This window comes from Paraburkholderia podalyriae (assembly GCF_014397785.1).
Classification (GTDB): domain Bacteria; phylum Pseudomonadota; class Gammaproteobacteria; order Burkholderiales; family Burkholderiaceae; genus Paraburkholderia; species Paraburkholderia podalyriae.
The window spans coordinates 47216-68440 of sequence record NZ_VZQQ01000030.1 but is presented as its reverse complement, the minus strand read 5'-3'; the positions used below and the strand labels follow the sequence as shown (position 1 = coordinate 68440).

Sequence of the window (21225 nt, the reverse complement as noted above, 5' to 3'; positions counted from 1 at the left end):
CCGCGCGCTCAGCACAGCCCATGCAGCAACTATAATGAGATTTGGCTCTTAAATTCAGAGCCATTTCGATGAAAATGTAGGAGCCAATCATGCGCGCGAGCGTTTTGTCCGACTGGCTGGCGCAGCGCCTCGACCGCGGTAATGGGCAGCCGATCTATCGCCAGCTCCATCGGCTGTTGCAGCAGGCGATCTTGTCGCGTGAATTGCCGCCGGGCAGCAAGGTGCCGTCGTCGCGTTTGCTGGCGCAGGAGCTGGGCATCGGGCGCAATACCGTCACGCAGGTGTACGAGCAACTCGTGCTCGAAGGCTATGTGAGTGCGGCGACCGGGCGCGGCACGTTCGTGGCCGACAGCGCGCCGGAGGAGATTGTCGGCGTGCCCGTCGCCGAGACACCCGACGCGTGTCCCGAGCCGTTGCGGGCGGCGCGCGCACTTTCGACGCGCGGCGCGCGCCTGATCGCCGGCGCGGGCGTCTCCAAGCGGCAGTGGGGCGCGTTCATGCCTGGCGTGCCCGACGTCACGAAATTTCCGGCGCGTGTCTGGAGCCGTCTGCACAATAAGTATTGGCGGCGGCTGCGCCCCGATTTGCTGACGTATGCGCCGGGCGGCGGCCTGGCCTCGCTGCGGCACGCGCTCGCTGACTATTTGCGCACCTCGCGCTCGGTGCGTTGCACGCCGGAGCAGATCATCATCACGACCGGGATTCACCAGTCGGTCGACCTTGCAGTGCGCCTGCTGTCCGATCCCGGCGACGTGATCTGGACCGAAGACCCGTGTTATTGGGGCGTGCGCAGCGTGCTACAGGTGTCCGGGCTGGAATCGCGGCCGATCGCCGTCGACGAAGAAGGCATCAATCCTTGCGCCGACGATCTCGCGCAGCCGCCGAAGCTAATGCTCGTCACGCCTTCGCATCAATACCCGCTCGGCATGGTAATGAGCCTGGCGCGGCGGCGCATGTTGCTCGAATATGCTCGGCAGAACCAGTGCTGGATCATCGAGGACGACTATGACAGCGAATACCGCTACGGCAGCCGGCCGCTCGCATCGCTGCAAGGTCTGGATACGTCCGGGCAGGTAATTTACGTGGGCAGCTTTGGCAAGACGCTGTTTCCGGGTTTGCGCATCGGCTACCTCGTGGTGCCGGAGGCGCTGACGGAGAGCTTCGCGACTGCGAGCGCCGAACTGTATCGCGAGGGACAGTTGCTGCAGCAGGCGATGCTCGCGGAGTTCATCGCCGAAGGTCATTTCACCTCGCATATCCGCAAGATGCGCACGCTTTACGGACAGCGCCGTCAGACGCTGCTCGATGCCGCGGCGCAGCGTTATGGCGATGCGTTACCGGCAGTGGGCGGCGACGCGGGGCTGCATCTCGTCATGCAGTTGCCCGACGGCAGCGATGACCGGCTGGTGGCGGCTGCGGCGCTGGAGCGCAATATTGTCGTGCGGCCGTTGTCGGGGTATTACGCGCAACCGTCGCAGGCGCCATCGGGTTTGCTGATCGGTTACGCGTGCGTGCCGGATGAGGAGATCGCACCCGCTTTCAATACCCTGGCCGATGCGATTGACGGGACTATTTGCGAGGCGCGTGATTTGTAGGCACCTCATCTTACCGTTAAGCTCAATGAGAGGCAGTGATTGCGAACGATTAGCGTGCGGCCTGGTGGGCCCGCATCTGCCCAGCACCCGAGCAGCGATCCGATTTGAATGATATGAACGCCCCCACCCAGTCGGTCCGTGTGAGCGATCCACCGCTATGCGGAATTTCTACCGAATTGAGAAGTGGTTGATCATACTCATCTGCTCAACCGAACAGAGGGGATCTGTCATGGCACATATGATCGTGGGTGTGGACATCGCAAAGAATGTAATGCAGGTTCACTGGGTGGATCCCGAAAGCGGCGAAATCGTGAACCGGTCCATCAAGCGAGCGGCGTTTCTCGAATACTTTGCCAATCGCAAACCGTGCCTTGTCGGCATGGAGTCGTGCAGCGGATCACAGCATTGGGCCCGACGGTTGATCGAAATGGGGCATCGGGTAAAGCTGATGCCGGCGAAGTTCGTCAAGGCGTTCAACATCCGCAACAAGAACGATGCGGCCGACGCGCGGGCAATCTGGATGGCCACCCAGATGGATTGCAGGGAAGTTGCCGTAAAAAGCGAAGCGCAGCAGGCCATCCTTGCACTGCATCGTATGCGTCAACAACTGGTGAAGTTTCGCACGATGCAAACCAATAGTCTTCGCGGATTGATCAGCGAGTACGGCGAGGTGATGGGAGTAGGGAGGGCGGCGTTGGACAAGGCAATGGTGGGAGTTCTGGAAAGATTGTCAGGACGCTTGCCTGCGATACTGATCGATACGCTGCGAGAGCAATGGAAAGGTCTGGATGACGTGGACCGTCAGATCGGCCAGATCGAGCGCCGGATGCGGGAGTGGATGAAAGGTGATCAGGCGGTCAAGGCAATCGCAGCAATCCCAGGCGTGGGGCTGCTTACCGCAACAGCTGCCGTGGCAACGATGGGGCATGCCAAAGCCTTCAAATCTGGCCGCGAGTTTGCGGCCTGGCTCGGACTTGTGCCGGGACAGACCGGATCGGGCGGCACGATCAAGCTACAGGGAATCAGCAAGCGAGGTGACACGTATCTCAGAACTCTACTGGTTCACGGCGCGCGGAGCATCATCTATCGCGCGAAAGAGCCAGGTCTCTGGGTCGAACAGATGAAACAGCGGCGCCCGTTGAATGTCGTCATCGTCGCAATGGCCAACAAGCTTGCGCGAATAATCTGGGCGGTGCTGGCGCATCAACAGCCCTATCGGAAGGATTACGTCAGTACGAGGCCAGCCTGATCTCACCGGTCTGCTGGAAGGTTTCTTGTTTCAAGGGATGGAACGTCAAAAGTTGCGGCGGCATTCGAGTGTAATGACAAATCGGGCGGGACCCGGGATTCACCAAACCTGCTTTTATGTCTGAGCTTCACAAGCTTGCGATTTGAATGAGGCGTGAGTCAGCGGATTTCATAGGGGCCGGCAGCGAAGCGGAAGCTGCAAAGAGGCCGGATGTAGAGCTGCAGCCCATCCTATTCGTCAAGACCTCGAACATCTGGCGCAAACGGGGGCGTTCATGTAGACATAAAAGAAATTGCCATCGGTTTTTCTGTAGGAGTGCCTAGCATAGGTGCGGATGTTTTCTAAACCGGGGTCCCCTCCGAACCCTACGAGTCAGCACGTAGGGAGACTTCGCCGGAGTTGCCCGGGGGTAGCGGTGATAACCCGCGTTATCACGCCGGGGAAAAATGCGCGGCTTCTTTGGACAATCGAGTGAATATTGAACGTGCTAGAAACCAATCAGTACCTGCTGATCTCCGCATCAGGAACCAGCTCCCGTCCACCGGCTCAAGGAGCGGATAGACGTTGCACAGGCAAGCCGCATCGACTGTCGGCGAAATGCGTGACGTCTCATTCGCTGAATTCCCGCCCGTCTGCATTGCGTAAAAGCTGGCTTTCCTTTGCATCGCCATCCCCTTAGCGGGTTCGCCGCAGCCTTGCATGCGTGGTAGAACTCTTGACGATACCTAGCTAGTGCCTATAGGCCCGGACACCGCTTGATGCGGGCGGTTCGTGCCATCCCTGTCGATTTGTGACGGAGTTGTGTTGCCACTGTTGCGACTGCCCCATTTTTCTTGATGAGATAGCGCGCGGACCAGTACGATATTCCGGCCCCACGGGCGATCTGATCAATCGTCGGCTTCTTCCCTCTGCCGTGAGTACGAAGTGCCATAATCATGGCGGTTGCAGGATCACCACGCTTCTTGCTCTGGCTCGCCGCCAAAGTCTCGAGACGGTCGATTGTTGAGCGTTGTTGTACCAGTGACGCAAACCGTATCTCATATTCCCGCAACAGACTGCGCAGCCACTCCTGGTCACGGATGCTGGCACGCAAGAACGAACTCCATCTCCGCACTGCGCGGACTGCTCTGCGATTTGGTGGTAGGGTTTTCTTCGCTCCAAGAACACGGGTCCAGAGCATCGAGCGATCCTGCTCGAGGGTAGGTATGAGGGTCTCCCTGATAGTGGGAAACTGCCGCTTGAGCCAATCCGGGGCGAGCAGACGAACAGTCCAGTAAGCGCGACGTTCACTGAACGATGGGCCGCTCGAAGGCATTTTTGATTTCTGTTGCCGGAGCATCGCCTTTGCGCGATTTTGACTGAGACTACGTGGATGGTGCGGAAAGAGATTGTCAGGGTCTCCGAAGGAGGGCCGCGACGTGTGCGGAGGCCGTTCTATATCTCGGGAGTTCGCAGTCTGGCGAAAATCTCGTATGATTTCCTTTAGCCACGCAGTATCACGGACTCTCGCGCGAAGCCCAGCCGACGAGTGCCGTATCAGTCTGACCGTATGTGGGATAGACCGTGCGTCTGATAGGCTTTGAATTCGACCACGTATTGAGCCCCGATCAGCCTGGATAGACGGGAGCGGGTGCGCTTGTGTTCCCGGAAAGTGCTGGCTGAACCACTCTGGCGCCCAGATGCGAACACGCCAGTAGTGAATGCCGAAGTCCGCCGCCAGATTCTTTCTTGGGGCATCCTTTGCGAGCTTTTCGAGCAGTTGGCACGCCTCCTCGCTCTCCGTCGCCCCCCGATGGTACGTTGGCCCGTAGCATTCGCAGGGTCGTTGCTTCCGAGCACCGTGTGCCGCAGCGCGGAAGTCGATATCGAGTGCAGCGAGGAGCAAGCAACATGTCGGGGTTCTCAGTCGTTCCAGAGAAGTAATCTTGGGCGGTAGGTGGAAGACGCGTTCAAGCGACTCATGGTAGTCGTCAATCCCAAGATCGTGCTCAATGGCCTCAACAATCAGAGCCAGTGGGGATTTTCCATCTAGCCGGAATCGCAGGAAAGCATGCATTTGATTTCGGTCCCAGTCCGGACATTCCGAATTCAGGGCGTCACCGCTGACTGAAGCGATACGTTTCAGGAACGTTGAAGGCGCAACCAACCGTGCGTCGCCACTGAGATGAGCGCCGCACTCGCAAACGATACGGGGGAGAGGCAAGAGGGAGCGTCGATCGCGTGTAAATGCCGCGCCGCAATGCGGGCAGCGGTCGCGTAAAGCTTTAAGGTGATCCGGACAGTAATAGATCGTCGGAAGTTGATGCAACCGGTGCCAGTATGGTTCGCCGAATGTATGGAGATCGAGCGTGAGGCAGTCGGGGCAATACCACAACGACCCCCGACGGGAGTTATGTGCTTCTCCTAAGCGCTTGAGGTTGCGTATGTATCTGTTACTTTCAATGCAGAGCTGGGGGATGGTGGTGCTACCGGAAATGTAGCCGGCTGATCGGGGCGCCGCGTCGAACGCCAGCCAGTACGGTAAGGTCGTCAATTCGAGCAATGTCCTTTCGAATGTGCAACCCAAGACGTTCAATCTCGCCTCGAGTTCAGGCGAATAGTCGAACATGTCAATGTCGTCTGACGGCGTTGATCTGTAGCGGACGGCAGATAGGAGCTCCTTCCACGCGCGGTCTCCATTATGCAAACGGATCCGTGCCTGCCACGAACCGAAAAGCTCGTCTGGTAGCCGCGGCGGAATGAAAGGGAGGCGAATCATACGCGTATGTGTCTGGAGTCGAGACCGATGTGTGGACGCTATTGTCGGCTGCTCGGCGTCGCGGTAACCGTCCCCGTGCTAGTGGGTGGATTTTCAGTCGGAAGCTCATATGCTCCGAAGTCCGCTTTTGCCTTGCGAAAAGCTGATCGTCGGAATTTGACGGACAATAGATCCACCTTCTCACGGAGAGCTGGCTCTGTTCTAAGGAGATAGCGTGTCGACCAGTAAGACAGACCGGCACGCCCGGCGAGCCCGCTGATTGTGCATCGAGAACCAGTATCATGGTGGTCGATGGCTGCTTCGAGGGCGCTCAGCCGCGACGTCCGCGTTGCACGGCCTATCCGTTCCCTTTCAGAAAACCCGGTCGGATCCCGTATTGGCTCCCGCTTTTTAGGCCCCCGCATTTGGGGCTGGTTCTTTCCGTGACACTGAACGTGGCACGACCAATGCTTCCAGAGCCATTCGTGGTCGCGAATACGCGCACGCTGCCCTGCGCTGCACTGCCATGCCAGAACCCAGGGAGCGTGAGTCCTTCTGGTGCCGGAATCGCCAGACAGCCGTAGTCTGATCTGTACTCGATCGTCCCGCAATGACGGGGCGGCCAGGGACCGGTCCTGACCAAAGTGCCTTTTGAGCCAGTCTGGGTCCTTCAGCCTCACTACCCAGTATGATATTCCCGAGCCAATGGACGGCGCCCTCGCTGGCACCTCAAATTTCCGGACCAAAAGCGTCGCTTTCGCTTGGGCGAGGCTGGGCACACGCGCCCAGTCCAAATGTTCGTCATCCGCAACGTCAGTTGATCCCGGAGGATTCAACCGGTCGGTGCGATGCTTGTTTTTGTCGACCGATATGCCGCGTCGCGTATCGTCGCTCAGCCGTTCAAGCCACGCGAGATCCCGGACCCGCGCCCGAAGGCCGGCGCTCGAGTGTCGTACCAGCATCAAGGCATAGTTGAGAGGTGTTGTTGCCGAGAGTCGGGCAAGATAGTGCCGGATCGCGGTGCGGTCATCGGTTACGGATGGAAGACGTCGACGCCTGCGCCGCGGAAAATGCTGCTCCAACCACCGGGCGTCCCAGACTCGCACCGTCCAGTAATGAATGCCGAACTTCGACGGATCGCGTTCCGGTGAACGACTCATCAGTTCAGACAGCGTTTCGCGCGCCCGCTGGACGCTTGTGGCCACCTTTAGCCGTGAGAGCGCTGTTGCAGCTTCCGGCGCGTTACCGGTTGCGGCTCGGGCAGCTGCCTTGAATTCGATTCCTAACGCTGCGAGCAACGCGCAGCATGCAGGTGCGCGCATTCCGTCGACTGATGCATTCCTCGGCATGAACCGTAGTGCGTCTTTAATCAATGTATTCGAGTCGACTTGCGCTCCGTCGTCCGATGCGTCAATGAGGCACCTCGTTGGGTTCTTTCCCGCCAGCGCGGATTGAAGGAAGGCACGCATCTGATGCCGGTCCCAGGTTGTGTACTGATTGCCAAGCGCGTCGAGGCTGACCGCCGTTACCCGCACTTGTAGCGGAGTTGGCGCAAATGGCGTACGGTCCTCTGACAGCGTGAACTTGCAGGGGCAGCCCAGGCGCAGTGCAGGAAGACGACCGTGCTCATCCCGAAAAAAAGCACGTCCACACCGGGGGCACGTCGAACGTAGTGCGATAAGGTGCTCTGGACAGTAGCTCACCAGGGGCAACTGGTGGAAACGATGCCAGTAGGCTTCGCCGAAAGAAGAAAGGTCTGCGGAGAGACACGCTGGACAGTACCTGAGGGCATTGACGACCCTATTACTCTGTCCTAGGAGTCGCCGCAGCGCCCGTACGGGCTTTCCGTAGCTGCCACAAATCAAGGGAAGCGCTGTCGTGCCGGGCAGAATGCCGTCGGCGGGTGAAGAGCCATCAAACGAGAGCCAGTATGGCAATGTTGTGAGACGTCGCAGGGACTCTTCGAAGGTCGTCCCCAGCGCGGTCAGTAGGGCATCGAGTTCTGGTGAGTAATCGGGGATATCCGCGAAATATCCGCTGTGCGCGGAGGTGTATCCTGCAGATTTCCGCAGGCTCTGCCAAGCCCAGTCTCCATTCAGAAGAGCGAGGCGCTCCAGCCATGAGCCGAGAATTTGGTCGGGCAAGGGCGGCGGACGGAACGGGAGACCGAACATGGCGAAGTCAATGCCTTCAGGATGTGAGGGGATTCTCGACCGGGAAAGTGTCTGGTGGATTTCGAGGCTTGGATTTTCGCGGCTTTCCCGACCGTTTCTTGGGAGGAACTGGGCGGTCCGGTTGCAGGTCATCGAACTCCTCGATCGTCGTGTCTGTGTCCGCACCGAGCGGAAACTCGCCAATTGAGTCGAGAAGAGCTTTTACCTTGACGTCGCGGAAAATGAGGTCCTCGAAATTTGCAAGGCGTGCAGCGTCATTCGTAAGCAGTGCGTTCAAGGCCGGTTGAAGTATGGCCATGTCGGTGCCCGTTACGCGGCGAAACCCGTCGGCATCGACGAGCTCAACACCGCCGATCGCGTTGCGTTGCGCAATCTGGAAAGCGGCAACGGCAAACCCCGTGTCTCCGGCAGAGGCATCATACCAGGCACTCAATGTGTCCTTGTTCAATCTGGCTTTATTTTTGGTGTACGTGTACTGCCAATGAACTTCGCAAAAGTCGCGCCATTCAGCGCTATTCTTGACCATCGGAGTCAGATGCGTACTTCCCGTGGTGATGGTCTTTCGGGCATTGCGTACGTTCAGCAATAGGACCTTGTCGATGGCCGGCGTCGCGAGCACGAGAAGGCTGATTCCCAGCCTCTCAATAATGGTGCCAAAAAGGTTCAAGGTAAACTCCGCATTCGCTCCCCTTGCGGCGCCAAGGTTTTGCAACTCGTCTATTGCCATCAGCGACAGCGACACGGCCGTTGCGACAGTCCGCATCAATTCGACCATTGGAGCGATGTTGCTGATGGAGCGTGCCAGTTGAGCGTACTTACTACCTGTGATCCGATCAATTTCAACAAGAAAGCCTATGCACAGACTCTTTAGCGTGGCGTCGTGCGGAATGCGAAGGACAATGTAAACAACCTGGAGGGCGACAAGCGATTTTCCATGATAGCTCGTGTGCTCGATTGCCTCGGGGTAGTGCAGCAGCAGGGCATCAAGAAACGTCGTCTTGCCCATGCCGGTGATGCCGAAAATGCCATAGCCTTTTGCGGACGATTTCCAGTTCGCCGGAAAGGGAACTCCATCATCGCCTGCCGCAATTGCGTGTCGACGTTGCATGTCGATAGCGGTGACTGGATTCCGGGCAACATAAGATTCCCGGATCATTGTCGTTATTGCGAGAGCCGCTTTTGCATAGGAGGGAAAGGGATAAACCACATCACCTATCGTGCTGAGTTCCATCAGACGGACCATTTCAGGTGAATTGCGAGTGGCGCGCGTTGGTTCCGGCGGGTAGTTTTCCAACTTGGCGAGAAGAGCATTGCGATCCGGTTCGATTGGAGGAAGCGCCTCGATAAATGGATTACCATCAAAGCGAACGACTCTCGTTTTTTGGTATCTTGCTTTTACAGTAACGGGTGGCCTGTCTCGGTCCGACAGGAACTGGATGTCGAATTTTGAGCGAACGTTCATTTACGCCTCCTGCGCGCCTGAACCATGGCCAATAGAGCTTCCTTTTCTCGCTGTTCGGTCGCTTTCCAGGCAGAATCGTTGTCTCTGCGTGGCAGGGTGGGAGTGCCCGGAATTTGGGAAGGCGTGCCCGTGAGCCGTCGCTTGACATCGTCGGAGTCGTCCCCGCGAACTGTCCGGCCCTTGCCTGATCTTGCACGCTTGCTGTTCGTCTGAGCGGACACTGCGGAAGCCACACGTGAGCGCGTCGCTTCATCGTCGGCATGTGCCCAGAGCTCAGATTGAATTTTTTTCAGCGCCTCCTCCTCATCCAGTGCTACGCCCCGTATGTCATTCGTCGCGCTTTTTTTCATTCTGAATTTGGCCCATCGCCCCCTGCTGGACGGGATATACAAGTCTCGAAAGAACGTTTTGTCAACGCGAATATCGATGTCCTTGCTGCGTTTCGGGAATTGAAGGGCCATCAACTTTGCAGCAGCGTTGACAGGCAGATAAGTCCGGCCTCGATAGGCCACTTCGCGGTCTACGATGCTTGCTTTGTCGGTGCCGAGGAGCAGACGCTGGTAGTCGGCATCGGATAGTGGCGGAACAGGCATGCCCGTAATGTTTTTGAGTCCCCACAGATAGGCAGCCTGCGGTGTGGGTGCGACGCCTGCTCGCGTGAGGATCTTGTTGCGCCTGAGCGACCGATGTGGTCTGTTATTATGTTCGACGATAAGCTCAATGAGAATGCGGTAGGCCTCCGACAGGGTGTAGATTGCTACACTCTTTGACTTGCGCGCGGCGGCTTTTGTGTCCCGATCCATTGGCCGGTCGGCGTAGGCTCCCCGTTCGCTGGCCATCCTTGCCTTGAGCGTCCTGATGAGGCGCTCGACGATGGCTTTTCCGTCTGGATACCGTGGTCGAAGAATCTGAAGTTCGATCTTCAGGTCGTCTGCGATCGCCTGTTTGGCGGACGCACAGACTTGGTCTGGTCCTCGATCTTCACAGATACAGGCGCTCAATCGCCCGCGGGGCCAGCGTTGGTCATCGATGTCGACATCAAGGTTGGAAAAGCGCGACTCCCTGTCGGTAAACATAATTAGCAACAGGTAGCGCAACTCTTCATAGGAGGGGGCGCGCAGCGATAGATACGCTCCGGGGATGTATCGACTCCATCTGTCGATTGCCAGATAGATCGTCGGTTGGCCAACACAACAGGTCGGGTTTTTTCTTGATATCAGGTGAATTCGTCCGCGAGTTGAGTCGATTTCGGTTATCTCACCGGGACCGATCGCGATCAGTCCACTTTTGTGGTCCTGTTCGCGGTCACGTACGCCAGCAATATCGCATCTAAATTGAAAGACCTCGTCTGTGTAGTAGCGGAATTGCCTTAGTGTTACCGGTGCCTGTCTCCGCTTCATGAGGTACTCGGACGCGATGTCGGGGTGCCGGGCACGGAACTCATTTGCCAGGTAATCCACGTAGATCTTGGACAGCGGGTGCCCGTCCCGATTGTGTTCACGCTCGAACCTGTGAATCATATCGGCAATATCGTCGTTGGATACGACAAAGTCATTCACGCCAAGGGCGGATGTGTTCGCCGATTTCCGTCCTCTCCTTGAGCGTTTTGTTGCGGAAGGCGAGGTGACGTCGCCACTAGTAGCCTGTCTCTCAGATACTGGATCGGGTCCATGTGGCAAGCTCAGTAATCCGGACTTCACGCTACCGAAATAATAGTAGCGAAGCAGGAGTTTTCTGAGGGTTACTGCACTTATTTGCATTAGGTCCGCGCGTCGGCGGATGAGTCGGCTGAAGGCATTGCGGACAAGATTGTTTTCTTGTTCAAACTCGCACACCAAAGGCCTGATAAGTGTCCAAGCGTGCTCCAGTTCTTGATCCTTTTCGGAGTTTTTTTTCGGTGAGTCGCTGAGTGCAGCGGGTAGGGTGACGCGCCCCCAGTTGGAGCCGGGTTCGCTGGCGAGTTTCTCGATATTGGCACGCTCAACGCGCCTCGGTCGACGTGCAGCCCGGACGTCAAGAGGCTCTCGGATGCGCATGACATACACGCAACTCGGAAAGACATGAGTTATCCGTAGATACTGGACGTCTGTTGTTATACCGTTGCGCAACACAAGTCCAGCGGCAAGTGCCGGGCTCGTTTCAGGTTGGAAGTCAATCATGAGTTTCCAGTCGCAGTACCAGTGGGAGATCGCAAGCTAGCCGGTGTTTTAGGGAAACCGGAATTTGGTCGATCCACGCGCAGTACCGAAACGTATCGAGTCTGGTATCGGGACGCAATCCCAAATATCGCCCCGTTTTTTCGACCAGCTCGTCAAGGACGACGTTCCGCGCGTACTCTTTTAGAAAGCGTTCAGAGAAACGCTTGGAAACTGCTGCGTTCGGTTTGTAACAGTTGACGTACCATGTCCGTATAAATCGAAGCGTATGAACCACGGTTCGGGAGATTGGCGAACTGTCGACCAGTACCCAATCAACCCCTTTTTCGTCGCACCACGCCTTTCGGATCCTCATCAAGCTCTGTTCGCGTGCATTGAGGCTGTTCTCAGCGCGGAATAAATTGATCGCTTTGTAGGTCTTCTCAGCGGTTTGGTCCGTTATAAGGAAATCAAAAGTCAGCGGCTCCGGGACACCGGCGCGGCATGGATGGACCACATCGAACTTATATGCGAGCTGTAGCGTCCGATTAAGGTCGAGAATGGGCCACCGCTCCCTGATATCTGAGATGGTTCGCCGACGCTCCAGCAAATAGAAAATTGCGGTCGACTTGGTGTCAAGCAACTCATAGTTGCGGCTAACACGAATCCCATGCACTACCGCTGCTGTGCCACTTGTCGGTAGCTCTTTAAGCATACGCCAAGGCCTATAGTCTGCGCCCTCACCAATTCCCATCCTCTTGCGTATGCAGGAGCGGAGGTATGGAGGATATAGGGCCGGATCACTGGGCCAGTCCATGATGCATTCAGCATAGTTGTTTTGGCGAAAATTTCCACAACTTTAGGCAACCAACGGCGCGGCGCGCTCGCGCTCTACGACTGGACCCGCGACGAACTGAACCGCCGGCGCCTCGCGGGCATTCTGTGGGTGTCGCAGGAATTGCTCGAGGAGGTGTCGGGCGGCTCGGTTGAGCGTGGCGTGCACATCGAGGTGACACTCGATTCGCACGCGTTCGCGGGCGACGGTGACGTGATGCTGTTCGGCGAGTTGCTGCAACGCTTTTTCGCGTTGTACGCGGAGATCAATCTGTTCACGAAGCTGTCGATCGTCAGCCTGCCGTCGCAGACCCGCACGGTCTGGCCGCGCAGCAAGGCGCAACGGGCTGCGCTATGAGCGCGCACGCTAACGCTTTCGAAGCGCGCAACGACCCGCCGAATCTGGAGCCGCTGGTCGCGGCGCTGCTGGTGCGCGCGCCGCGGATGAACTTCATGCAGTTGTGCCGACTGCTCGAGTTGCGGGTGCCGCGGCAGCCAGGCTTCGGCACGCGCGATACACCGGGGCATGAACCGGTGCGCTTCCGGCCGCGCGCGCGCACCGGCTTTCCGGCGGGCGAGATCGCCGCAGTCGAATTCGATGATGATCTGGAGTCCCTGGTCAATGCCGCGGCGCCGACCGTGCGCACGACGTTCATGGGTCTTTACGGCGTCGACGCGGCGATGCCGTCGCACCTGATCGACGAGATCGTGCTGCGCGAGGAAGGGCACGAAGTGGTCGAGGCTTTTCTCGATCAGTTCAACCATCGTTTCGTCACGCTGCTGTATCGGGCGTGGAAGAAGTACCGCTATCCGGAGAGCTTTCGCGCGGGCGGCAGCGACGCGCATTCGCGCAATCTGTTGTGCCTTGCCGGCTTTGGCTGGGGCGACAAGCCGCAGCGCGCCGGTTTGCCCGATTCGCGGATGCTCGCACTGCTCGGTCTGCTGATCCAGCGCACGCGCACGCCTGAAGGGCTCGCGGGCGTGATCGCGCTCGCGGTGCCCGGCGCGGACGTGCGCGTCGATGAGTTCTATCCCGCGCTCGCGCGTGCCGGCGAGCCGCAGCCGCTGATGTCGTCGGCCGCTCGTGTTGGCGCGGCGAGCGACGGCGCGCGCCGCGGCCTCGGCGGCGGCTATGTGCTCGGCAAGCGGCTTGCGTATCGCAGTCGCGCGGTGCGCGTGACGTTGCGGCCGTCCGATGCCGCCCAGGCGCACGATCTGTTGCCGGGTGCGCGGCTGCATCGCGAGTTGATGGCGTTCGTGCAGCTATATGTCGGGCTGAAGGCCGACGTGCATCTGCGTATGGCCATGTCGTCGCGCCTCGCGCCGTTGCCGGCGATCAACGCGCCTGGGCCGGTCGCTGCCGGATCGGCCGGACCCGCGCCGCGTCTCGGCTGGACGACCGTGCTGCCTGCCGTGAACGAACGCCTGATCAACGTCGCGCTCGGGGTCTATCAAGCGTTTCCGCAGCCCGCGGCCAATCCGTACCTGACTCATCGCGCGCAATGAACGACGCGCCGAAAGGACCATTCATGAACCTTCGTTTTACTGTTTCCGCCGTTGTGTCCGTCGCGCTGCTGTCGGCATGCGGCGCATGGCAATCCGTGTCGGACGCGTCGTCGAGCGCGTACCACTCTGTGTTCTTCAAGCAGGTCAAGGTGCTCGACGTCGACCTGTCGGCGCGCGAAGCGCTGAACCCCGACGACGCGGGCCGCGCGACATCGGTTGCGGTGCGCGTGTATCAGCTTAAGGACCGCAAGATGTTCGACGGCGCGTCGTACGACGATCTGCTGAAAAACGACCGCACGGTGCTCGCGCAGGATTTGCAGGCGAGCATGGCATCAGTGCTGAATCCGGGCGCGTCGGCGAGCCTGTCGCAGCCGATGCGGGCCGATACCAAATATGTGGCGGTCGTCGCGTTCTATCGCAATCCCGGTAGCGGAGATGGCTGGAAGCAAGTGATCGGGAAGAACAAGCTCGATGCGGACAAGCCGTTGAAGATCTCGTTGTTGGATCAGTTTCTCGTGACGGCGGACAGTGTGGCCCATGATTGAAGGGGCCGCCGACTCAATCCGTGCGACCGAGATAGCCTGGCAGTCCCAATGCCGAGTCGCTCTTTGCCAGCTTCAAGGCCTCTTTGAGCAACGCGGTGAACTTTTCGTCGCTATCGGGTCGCGGTAACGTCGCGCGAAAGAACTCGGTCCAGCGGAATTCTTCCAGCGGGACATTGGTTTTTTCGTAGCCGCCGGCATCGCGGACCGCTGCCGCGAGGCTTCGGTATTCGTCGTCTTTTATTTCCCATATGTGCTCCGCCAAGTCGGAGAACGGCCGGCGCATGCCTTGAAAGTCGTATGGATACGTCCAGCGTTCGTTTTCCATGCTGAGCCAGAACGACGCCCACGTGTACGACGAAAGATCCCGCACCAGCACGACCGGAACCGAGCGGACGCCAACCTGCCACAGCGCTGCCGCCACATGGTGATGATCGATCGCGAACGGTATGCCGCCGGGTCCGCAGACGACCGGTATCGGCTTTTCGGCAATCGCCATCTCCAGTTCATGGCCGCTCATTGACCTGTATTGGCGGGCTTTTTCGCGGACCTCCCGCGCGCCGTGGCTCAATTGCGTGGGACGGAGTTTTTCGATTTGCCGCGTGTCCATGTCGGTCTCCTTGTCTGGATGCGATCATGCGGCTTCCGCAAATTTCATGCCCCGCGTGAACCGGACATCGCCAACCGGCGAACGCAACCGGTGCCCATCCTCCGTCAGACGTCTACCGCGCATCGTCCACACGCAGCCGCGCTAGCCAGGTGGCTTGACGGCATCGATGGTAAATGTGGCGGCGCCGAAGTCCCCGGCGCAATTCGCTGTGCCTGGCGGGCAACGCGGCTTGCCCGCGAACGGCGAATAGCGCGGGCCGCGACGCGCGGCCGCTTGCTGCTGGGCATCGGCGGGGAATGACTGGAACGGCGCGGCGGCCTTCAGTCCACCGTCGGAAAAATCGCGTGGCGTCGTCGATATCAGCGTCAGGAAGTGGTTGGGGCCAGGCGGGTTGCCCGCCAGCATCGGCCAGCTGGCACGCGGCAACGACAGCGTCTGGCCGGCGGCGATCCGGTTGTTGCGATCGAGTCCATTCGGAAACAGCATCAGGTATTGACCGTCCGGATCGACCATGAACACGTAGACGTAGCCTGCGCGGTTGCTGTCGAGTTTGAACTGCAGATGATCCTTGCCGATCGTCGCGGTCATGCTGCGCGGTGTGGCGGTGACTTGGATCGACGGATCGGCCAGCGTCACGATTCGCTCGAGTTCGCTGGCGGGCGTGTAGGCGGCGAGGGTGTCGGCTGAGGTGGTAGGCGTGGAGGGCGTTGCGGCCGTGGCAGGCGGGGCAGGAGCAACCGGGGCAACGGGCGCAACGGCGGCAGGGCTTTGAGCGGCATGACCAGGCGTCGGCGCAGCCGTGTCGGCCGGCTTCGGCGACGCCGCGCTGCGGGCGTCCGTGCCTGCCGTGACAGTCGGATTCGCGGCCGGTGGCGCGCGCATGGCCAGCCACGTGCCGAGCGCCGCGAGCGCCACCACGCAAACGGCACCTGCTGCGATCATGCCTGTGCGTTTCCGTTCGCTGCCGGGTCCGGCCGGAACGGCCGCTGACTCAGGCGGATTGCGCTTCGCCTCGACTGCCGCTGGCATCGCCGACGCCGACGCCGAAGCCGTTCGCGGCGCACTGGTAACCGCCGTCTCGACGCAAGCGCGGGGCATCTGTTCGCCCGCCGGTCCCGCGTCATGGGGCGCATCGATGGCAATGCCCAGTTCGTTCGCCAGCGCCTGAACGTTTTGCGGGCGCTGCTCGGGGCGCACCGCGAGCGCATGATCGATCGCGCGCAGGAACCGCTCGCTATAGCGGCCGGCCACCGCCGTGGCGAGCGGCACATACGTGTCGCTCATCAGTCTGCCGACCGACGGCGGCGGTGTCTTGCCCTGAATCGCGAAATAGACGACCGCTGCGAGTGCGTACACATCGGTCCACGGCCCCTGTTTCAAGGCCGCCTCTTCGGCATATTGTTCGATTGGCGCATAACCGGGCTTCAGAATCACCGTCAACGCCTGGGTCATGTCGCCGATCACGCGCCGCGCCGCGCCGAAGTCCAGCAGCACGGGGCGGCCGCTGCCCTTGAGCAGCAGGATGTTGTCCGGCGCGATGTCGCGGTGGTAGCACTGTGCCGCATGCAACACCGCCAACGCTTCGAGCAGCGGCGTGAGCAGCGCGCGCAGCCATGCTTCATCGGGGGGGGCGCTCATGTGGCGCAAGCCGTCGCGCAGCGTGATGCCCTCGTAATATGGCATCACCATATACGCCGTACCGTTGGCCTCCCAGAACCGGTACACCTTGACGAGCGAATGATGATCGAAGCGGGCGAGCAGCCGCGCTTCGTTGATGAAGCTTTTCAGGCCGGCGCGAAAGGTATCTTCATGACGTTCCGAGCGGACCGACACTTCGGCCGCGCCGACGCGCGAAGCCAGCGCAGCGGGAATGTATTCCTTCAGCGCGACGTGACGTCCTAGCTGGGTGTCGTAGGCGAGATAGACGATGCCGAAGCCGCCTTCGCCAATCAGATCGACGATCTCGAACTCGCCGAGTCGTGTGCCGGCGGGGAGCGCATGTTGCGCGTTCGAACCCTGCGCGGCGGGGCGGGTGACGACGGTACGATCGGCGTGCGCCGCTTCGGCGGGGTTTTGCTGGCCGTCCGGTCCGGACGGTCGCTGCACGATCACGGTTTTGTCGTCGGGGCTGCTCATCGGCTTTGGCTCCCTGGATGGTACGACGGCAGAGCCCGGCACACGCGAGCGCCACCCTCACGCGCACGCGCGTCCATCTTTAAGACGATCAGGCGGGCCAATTTTTGAAAACAGGCGGGCGTGCGCGCCTGAGCGGTGGTCTCTCGTTCATCCGCCGGGTTTCAAAATCGGTAGGCCGGATTCGTCTATACGGTGTTAGTCAACCGCTGCGTGCAGCTTGCGGGTTGTGCGCATTCCGTCGCAGCCGCTTCCTTTTGCCTGATTGCAGGAAGTCAAAGTGAACGAGCGCCAGGGCTTATCGAGCGGGATGGCACACAGCGTCGTGCAACGCCATTCGCGGCGCGCTGTCCTTGCATGGCCACGGCGCATCGATACCGCGTGGATCACAGGCGCGCTCGTCATTGGCTCGATGTTGTTGGGCGGAGCGGATGGTGTGCTGGCCGCCGGCGCGTCCGCTGCCGCGGCGCGGCCCGCCAGCGCGCCGGCACTTGCCCCCGAGTCGTTCGGCTTCCGTCAGGCCGAAGAACGCGAACGCGACGCCGAAACGATCAACACGTTGACGTCCGAAGGACGTTTGCTGCTGTCGCGCGACCGCGTCAAACTTCCCGCCTACGACTATTGCAGCATGGCCGTCGCGGCCGCCGAGCGCGGCGACTTTCGCGACAGCGTCGATGCCGCGGCGCGCGCGCTGGTGGTGGCCGGGCAGACCAGCAACGCGGATCTGGCGGCCCTGTCCAAACGCGACCTCGCAATCGCGTACAGCTATGCGGGCGACCTCGACAACGCCGAACGCTACGCCCGCGAAGCCCTGGCGTCGACACCCAAGGCGCCCGGGCAGGTCTACGCGCCGGCCAACAAGGTGCTCGGCGATGTCGCGTTGCGCCGGGGCAAACCGCAACAGGCGCTGGCCGCCTACGAAGATGCGCTCACGACCGCGTCGCCGCGTTACAAGCCGCTGGTGCTGATGTCGGTCGTCAACGCGCAACTCGCCGATGGCGATACGGGTGGCGCGCGCCAAAGCTTCGATGCACTCGGCGCACCGGCCAGCGCGGAGCTCGCGCCCGCCTACCAGCGCATCGAGGGCAATCTGCTGCTGGCCGAAGGCAAGCCCGAGGACGCCCGACGCGCGTTCGAAACGTTGTTGAGCCAAAGCGGCAATTCCAGCGACGCCAACTATGACCGCCTATGGGCTCACGAAGGAATCGGCCGCGCCGACCTCTCACTCGGTGACAAGCCGCATGCGCGCGAAGCTTACCTGCTGGCGATCGACGAGTCCGAGAAAATCCGCGCGCGCTTTCGCAGCGACGAGTTCAAGACGGCGCTGTTCGGCGACACGCAAACGGTATTCGAAGAAGCGATCAAGCTGACGGTCGAAACCGGCGACTACGAGAGCGCCTGGCAGCTGTCCGAACGCAGCCGCGCGCGTGCGCTGCTCGACGTGGTGCGCAACCGCGTCGACGCCGGCGTCGACGACCGTCAATTGAACGGGCAGGTGCCGAGCCTTGCCGCGACGCGCAGCGCGCTCCGGCCCAACGAAGCGATCGTCGAATTTCACAGCCTGCCCAGCGAGCTGATCGTCTGGGTGGTGCGCAACGACGGTCTCACCGGCCACACGTTGCCGATTGCGCGCGCGGACATGGATGCCGCCGTGACCGACCTGCGCAACGCGATCGTGCGCCGGCGAGCGGCCGCGCTGACCTACGGCGACAAGCTCGACGCGTTGCTGATCGCGCCGCTCGGCTTGCGCGCGAACGAGCGGCTGATCATCGTGTCGCACGGCGCGCTGCACTACCTGCCGTTTCAGGCACTGCACGATGCCGACGGCTTTCTGATCGAACGCCATGCGATTGCGCTCGAACCGTCGGCGAGTGTCGCGATACAACTCGCGCAACGCCAGCAGAAGATCGCGAGCGATCTGGTCGCGTTCGGCAATCCGAGCATCACGCCCGCCTATGCGCTGCCGGGCGCCGAGGCGGAAGTGCAAGGCATCGCGCCGCTGTTCGCGCGCAACGAGGTGTTTCTGCATAGCGATGCCACGCGTCTGAGCTTTCGCGACAACGCGCCCGCCGGACGCGTGTTGCACGTGGCGACGCACGCCCAGGCCGACACGATCGATCCGTTGCATTCGAGCATCCTGCTCGCGCCCGCGACGCAGCCGGCCGACGGCCCGGACTCGCTGCTGGCGAAAGACATCTACAACCTCAAGCTCAACAACGTCTCGCTCGTCACGCTGTCGGCCTGTGAAACCGGGCTTGGCCGGATCGCGCGCGGCGACGAAATTCTCGGTTTCACGCGGGCGTTCTTCTATGCCGGCGCCACCAGCCTGATCGTATCGATGTGGCCGGTCGCGGACGAATCGAGCGCGCTGACGATGCGCACCTTCTACGCGCAGCTCGCGCAAGGCCATGACGCGATCGACGCGATGCGCACCGCGCAACTGGCGGTGCTGCACACGCCGCGTTTCGCGCATCCGTTCTTCTGGGCGCCATTCGATCTGATGGGTGGCTGGCGTTTGACCATCGCGCGTCAGCAACAGGAATAAACACCTACACCGATGAACAGACTCCGACTGATCGCCGCGGCGGTGTCCTGCGGTAGTGCGCTTGCGTGGGGCCAGACGCTGCCGAACGCGGGCAGCATCCTGAACCAGACGGCGCCGCGCGAGACCCGTCCGGCACCGCCTACCGGCAATCAGGCGTTGCCCGCCGTGCCGCCGCCGGCCGCGCCCGTGGCGACGCCCGGTCCGGCCTTCCTGCTGAAGAGCATCACGCTCAAGGGCAACGACACGATTTCCAGCGACGCGCTGCTTGCGCCCGTTCAGGACAAGCTCGGCAAGGAAACGAGTTTTGCCGGGCTCGAAGCGATTGCCGCGCGCATCACGCAGGTCTATCGCGATCACGGCTACCTGCTCGCGCAGGTGGTGATCCCGCCGCAGGATGTCACGTCCGGCAACGTCGAGTTGAGCGTGCTCGAAGGGCGCGTCGGCCATGTACGGCTCGACATCGCGGCCGGCACGCCGATCCGCGAAGACCTGCTGCGCGAGCGCGTCGCGCAGATTCCGACCGGCAAGCCGCTGCGGCAACACGAACTCGAACGGACCATGCTGCTGCTGTCCGATCTGCCGGGTATTCAGGTGTCGTCAGCCATCGAAGCGGGCGACGAGCCGGGCACGGTCGATCTGACCATCAACGTCGCGCCGGCCAAACGCTGGACCTTTGCGCTCGACGTCGACAACTTCGGCACGCAGTCGAGCGGCACATGGCGGCTCGGTGCGCTCGCTCGTCTGAATTCGCCGTTCATGATCGGCGACAACCTGGACTTGCGGCTGCTCGGCAGCGAACGCGGCGACACCCTCTACGGGCGCGTCGGCTATGAAGCGCCGATCAATGCGCAAGGCACGCGCGTCGGGGTCGCGGTATCGCGGCTCAACTATGTGCTCGGCCGGGAGTTCGCGTCGCTCGACGCGCAGGGCGAAGCGACCGTGGTGGACTTCACGCTCACGCATCCGCTCGTGCGCACACGCAACCAGAGCCTGTTGGGGCGCGTCAATTTCGAGTACCGCGACCTGATCGACAACGTCGGCATCGTCGATCAACACAATCCCAGATCACTCGTGGAGGGCAGCATCGGGCTGAGCTACGAAAGCCGCGACGCGCTGTTCGGCGGCGGTTTCAACAGCGCGGATGTCGAGCTGTTGATCGGCAGTCTGCATTTTCGCAACGCCGAGGCCGAGGCACTCGATGCTTCGCCGCTCGGTCGCGACACGCAAGGCAACGAACTGCGCGCCACCTTCTTCGCCAACCGCCTGAACGCGGTCACCGAGCGGCTCAGCGTGTTCGCCGGCGTGTCCGGCCAGTGGGCCGCGACCACGCTCGACAGTTCGTCGCGCTTCCTGCTCGGCGGCCCGCGCGCGGTGCGCGCTTATTCGCCGTCCGAGGCACTGGTCGACGAGGGTTTCGTCGCCACGCTGGAAGGGCGCTTTGCCATCGATGCGCGGGCGACCGTGTTCACCTTCTTCGACTTCGGTACGGGCTGGTACAACGCCACGCCGCGTCCGGGCCAGGGGTCGAACGTGATCACGCGCAGCGGCGTGGGTCTGGGCGCGTTCTGGGCCGCGCCGGGCGGCATTTCGCTGCAGGGTACGGTCGCATGGCGCACGACCGGGCCCGATACGACCGGCAACGACAAGCTGCCGCGCTTTTACGTGCAACTGACCAAGACGTTCTAGCAGGCAACCGCAACGAC

Annotated in this window: 13 protein-coding genes and 2 pseudogenes; 7 read left to right on the top strand and 8 right to left on the bottom strand. The window is 61.0% G+C overall.

The window, feature by feature from the left end; genetic code table 11:
• Positions 1 to 89 precede the first annotated feature (89 nt).
• Together pdxR and F6X42_RS27705 are read left to right on the top strand one after the other, a co-directional pair.
• Positions 90 to 1595 (top strand): MocR-like pyridoxine biosynthesis transcription factor PdxR, encoded by a 1506-nt coding sequence (gene pdxR, locus F6X42_RS27710; RefSeq protein ID WP_187637244.1) that lies wholly within the window; start codon positions 90 to 92, stop codon positions 1593 to 1595.
• Positions 1596 to 1824: 229 nt separating this feature from the next.
• Entirely contained in the window at positions 1825 to 2844 is a 1020-nt protein-coding gene (locus F6X42_RS27705) for an IS110 family RNA-guided transposase (protein ID WP_187637243.1), read from the top strand.
• 736 nt (positions 2845 to 3580) lie between these two features.
• On the opposite strand, the gene F6X42_RS44260 is transcribed toward F6X42_RS27705, so the two are convergent.
• The 6 genes and pseudogenes from F6X42_RS44260 to F6X42_RS27680 all read right to left on the bottom strand — a co-directional run bounded on the left by F6X42_RS44260 (position 3581) and on the right by F6X42_RS27680 (position 12067).
• Positions 3581 to 3937, bottom strand: coding sequence for a hypothetical protein (locus F6X42_RS44260; protein ID WP_246530240.1), 357 nt, complete (start codon positions 3935 to 3937; stop codon positions 3581 to 3583).
• Positions 3938 to 5125: 1188 nt separating this feature from the next.
• Positions 5126 to 5602: pseudogene (locus F6X42_RS45990) on the bottom strand (TniQ family protein); the annotation flags it as partial.
• A gap of 38 nt (positions 5603 to 5640) precedes the next feature.
• Complete coding sequence (locus F6X42_RS45985) at positions 5641 to 7755, bottom strand: TniQ family protein (protein WP_376776439.1); 2115 nt, start codon at positions 7753 to 7755, stop codon at positions 5641 to 5643.
• A 16-nt stretch (positions 7756 to 7771) separates the two neighbouring features.
• A complete protein-coding gene (locus F6X42_RS27690; RefSeq protein WP_187637240.1) occupies positions 7772 to 9217 on the bottom strand; it encodes an ATP-binding protein in 1446 nt (481 codons plus the stop codon).
• A complete protein-coding gene (locus F6X42_RS27685; protein WP_187637239.1) occupies positions 9214 to 11376 on the bottom strand; it encodes a TnsB C-terminal domain-containing protein in 2163 nt (720 codons plus the stop codon). The genes F6X42_RS27690 and F6X42_RS27685 overlap by 4 nt, the downstream gene beginning before the upstream one ends.
• A complete protein-coding gene (locus F6X42_RS27680; RefSeq protein WP_187637238.1) occupies positions 11369 to 12067 on the bottom strand; it encodes a PDDEXK family nuclease in 699 nt (232 codons plus the stop codon). The genes F6X42_RS27685 and F6X42_RS27680 overlap by 8 nt, the downstream gene beginning before the upstream one ends.
• Positions 12068 to 12223: 156 nt before the next feature.
• Between F6X42_RS27680 and F6X42_RS27675 the strand changes: the two are divergent.
• The 3 genes and pseudogenes from F6X42_RS27675 to tssJ form a co-directional block, all read left to right on the top strand.
• A pseudogene (locus tag F6X42_RS27675) lies at positions 12224 to 12544 on the top strand (type VI secretion system baseplate subunit TssF); the annotation flags it as partial.
• On the top strand, positions 12541 to 13692 hold the full coding sequence (gene tssG / locus F6X42_RS27670; protein ID WP_187637237.1) for a type VI secretion system baseplate subunit TssG: 1152 nt from the start codon (positions 12541 to 12543) through the stop codon (positions 13690 to 13692). The pseudogene F6X42_RS27675 and the gene tssG, both read left to right, overlap by 4 nt.
• 23 nt (positions 13693 to 13715) lie before the next feature.
• Positions 13716 to 14237: a type VI secretion system lipoprotein TssJ gene (tssJ, locus tag F6X42_RS27665; RefSeq protein WP_246530239.1), complete on the top strand. Its 522-nt coding sequence runs from the start codon at positions 13716 to 13718 to the stop codon at positions 14235 to 14237.
• A 13-nt stretch (positions 14238 to 14250) separates the two neighbouring features.
• Here the strand turns inward: tssJ and F6X42_RS27660 are convergent, their stop codons facing one another.
• A complete protein-coding gene (locus tag F6X42_RS27660) occupies positions 14251 to 14844 on the bottom strand; it encodes a ParB-like protein (protein WP_187637235.1) in 594 nt (197 codons plus the stop codon).
• A 141-nt stretch (positions 14845 to 14985) separates the two neighbouring features.
• A complete protein-coding gene (locus tag F6X42_RS27655) occupies positions 14986 to 16980 on the bottom strand; it encodes a serine/threonine-protein kinase (RefSeq protein ID WP_187637234.1) in 1995 nt (664 codons plus the stop codon).
• A gap of 277 nt (positions 16981 to 17257) precedes the next feature.
• Here F6X42_RS27655 and F6X42_RS27650 point away from each other — a divergent pair, with 277 nt between their 5' ends.
• Together F6X42_RS27650 and F6X42_RS27645 are read left to right on the top strand one after the other, a co-directional pair.
• Entirely contained in the window at positions 17258 to 19522 is a 2265-nt protein-coding gene (locus F6X42_RS27650; RefSeq protein ID WP_312892919.1) for a CHAT domain-containing protein, read from the top strand.
• A gap of 12 nt (positions 19523 to 19534) precedes the next feature.
• Complete coding sequence (locus F6X42_RS27645; RefSeq protein WP_187637233.1) at positions 19535 to 21208, top strand: ShlB/FhaC/HecB family hemolysin secretion/activation protein; 1674 nt, start codon at positions 19535 to 19537, stop codon at positions 21206 to 21208.
• Positions 21209 to 21225 lie beyond the last annotated feature (17 nt).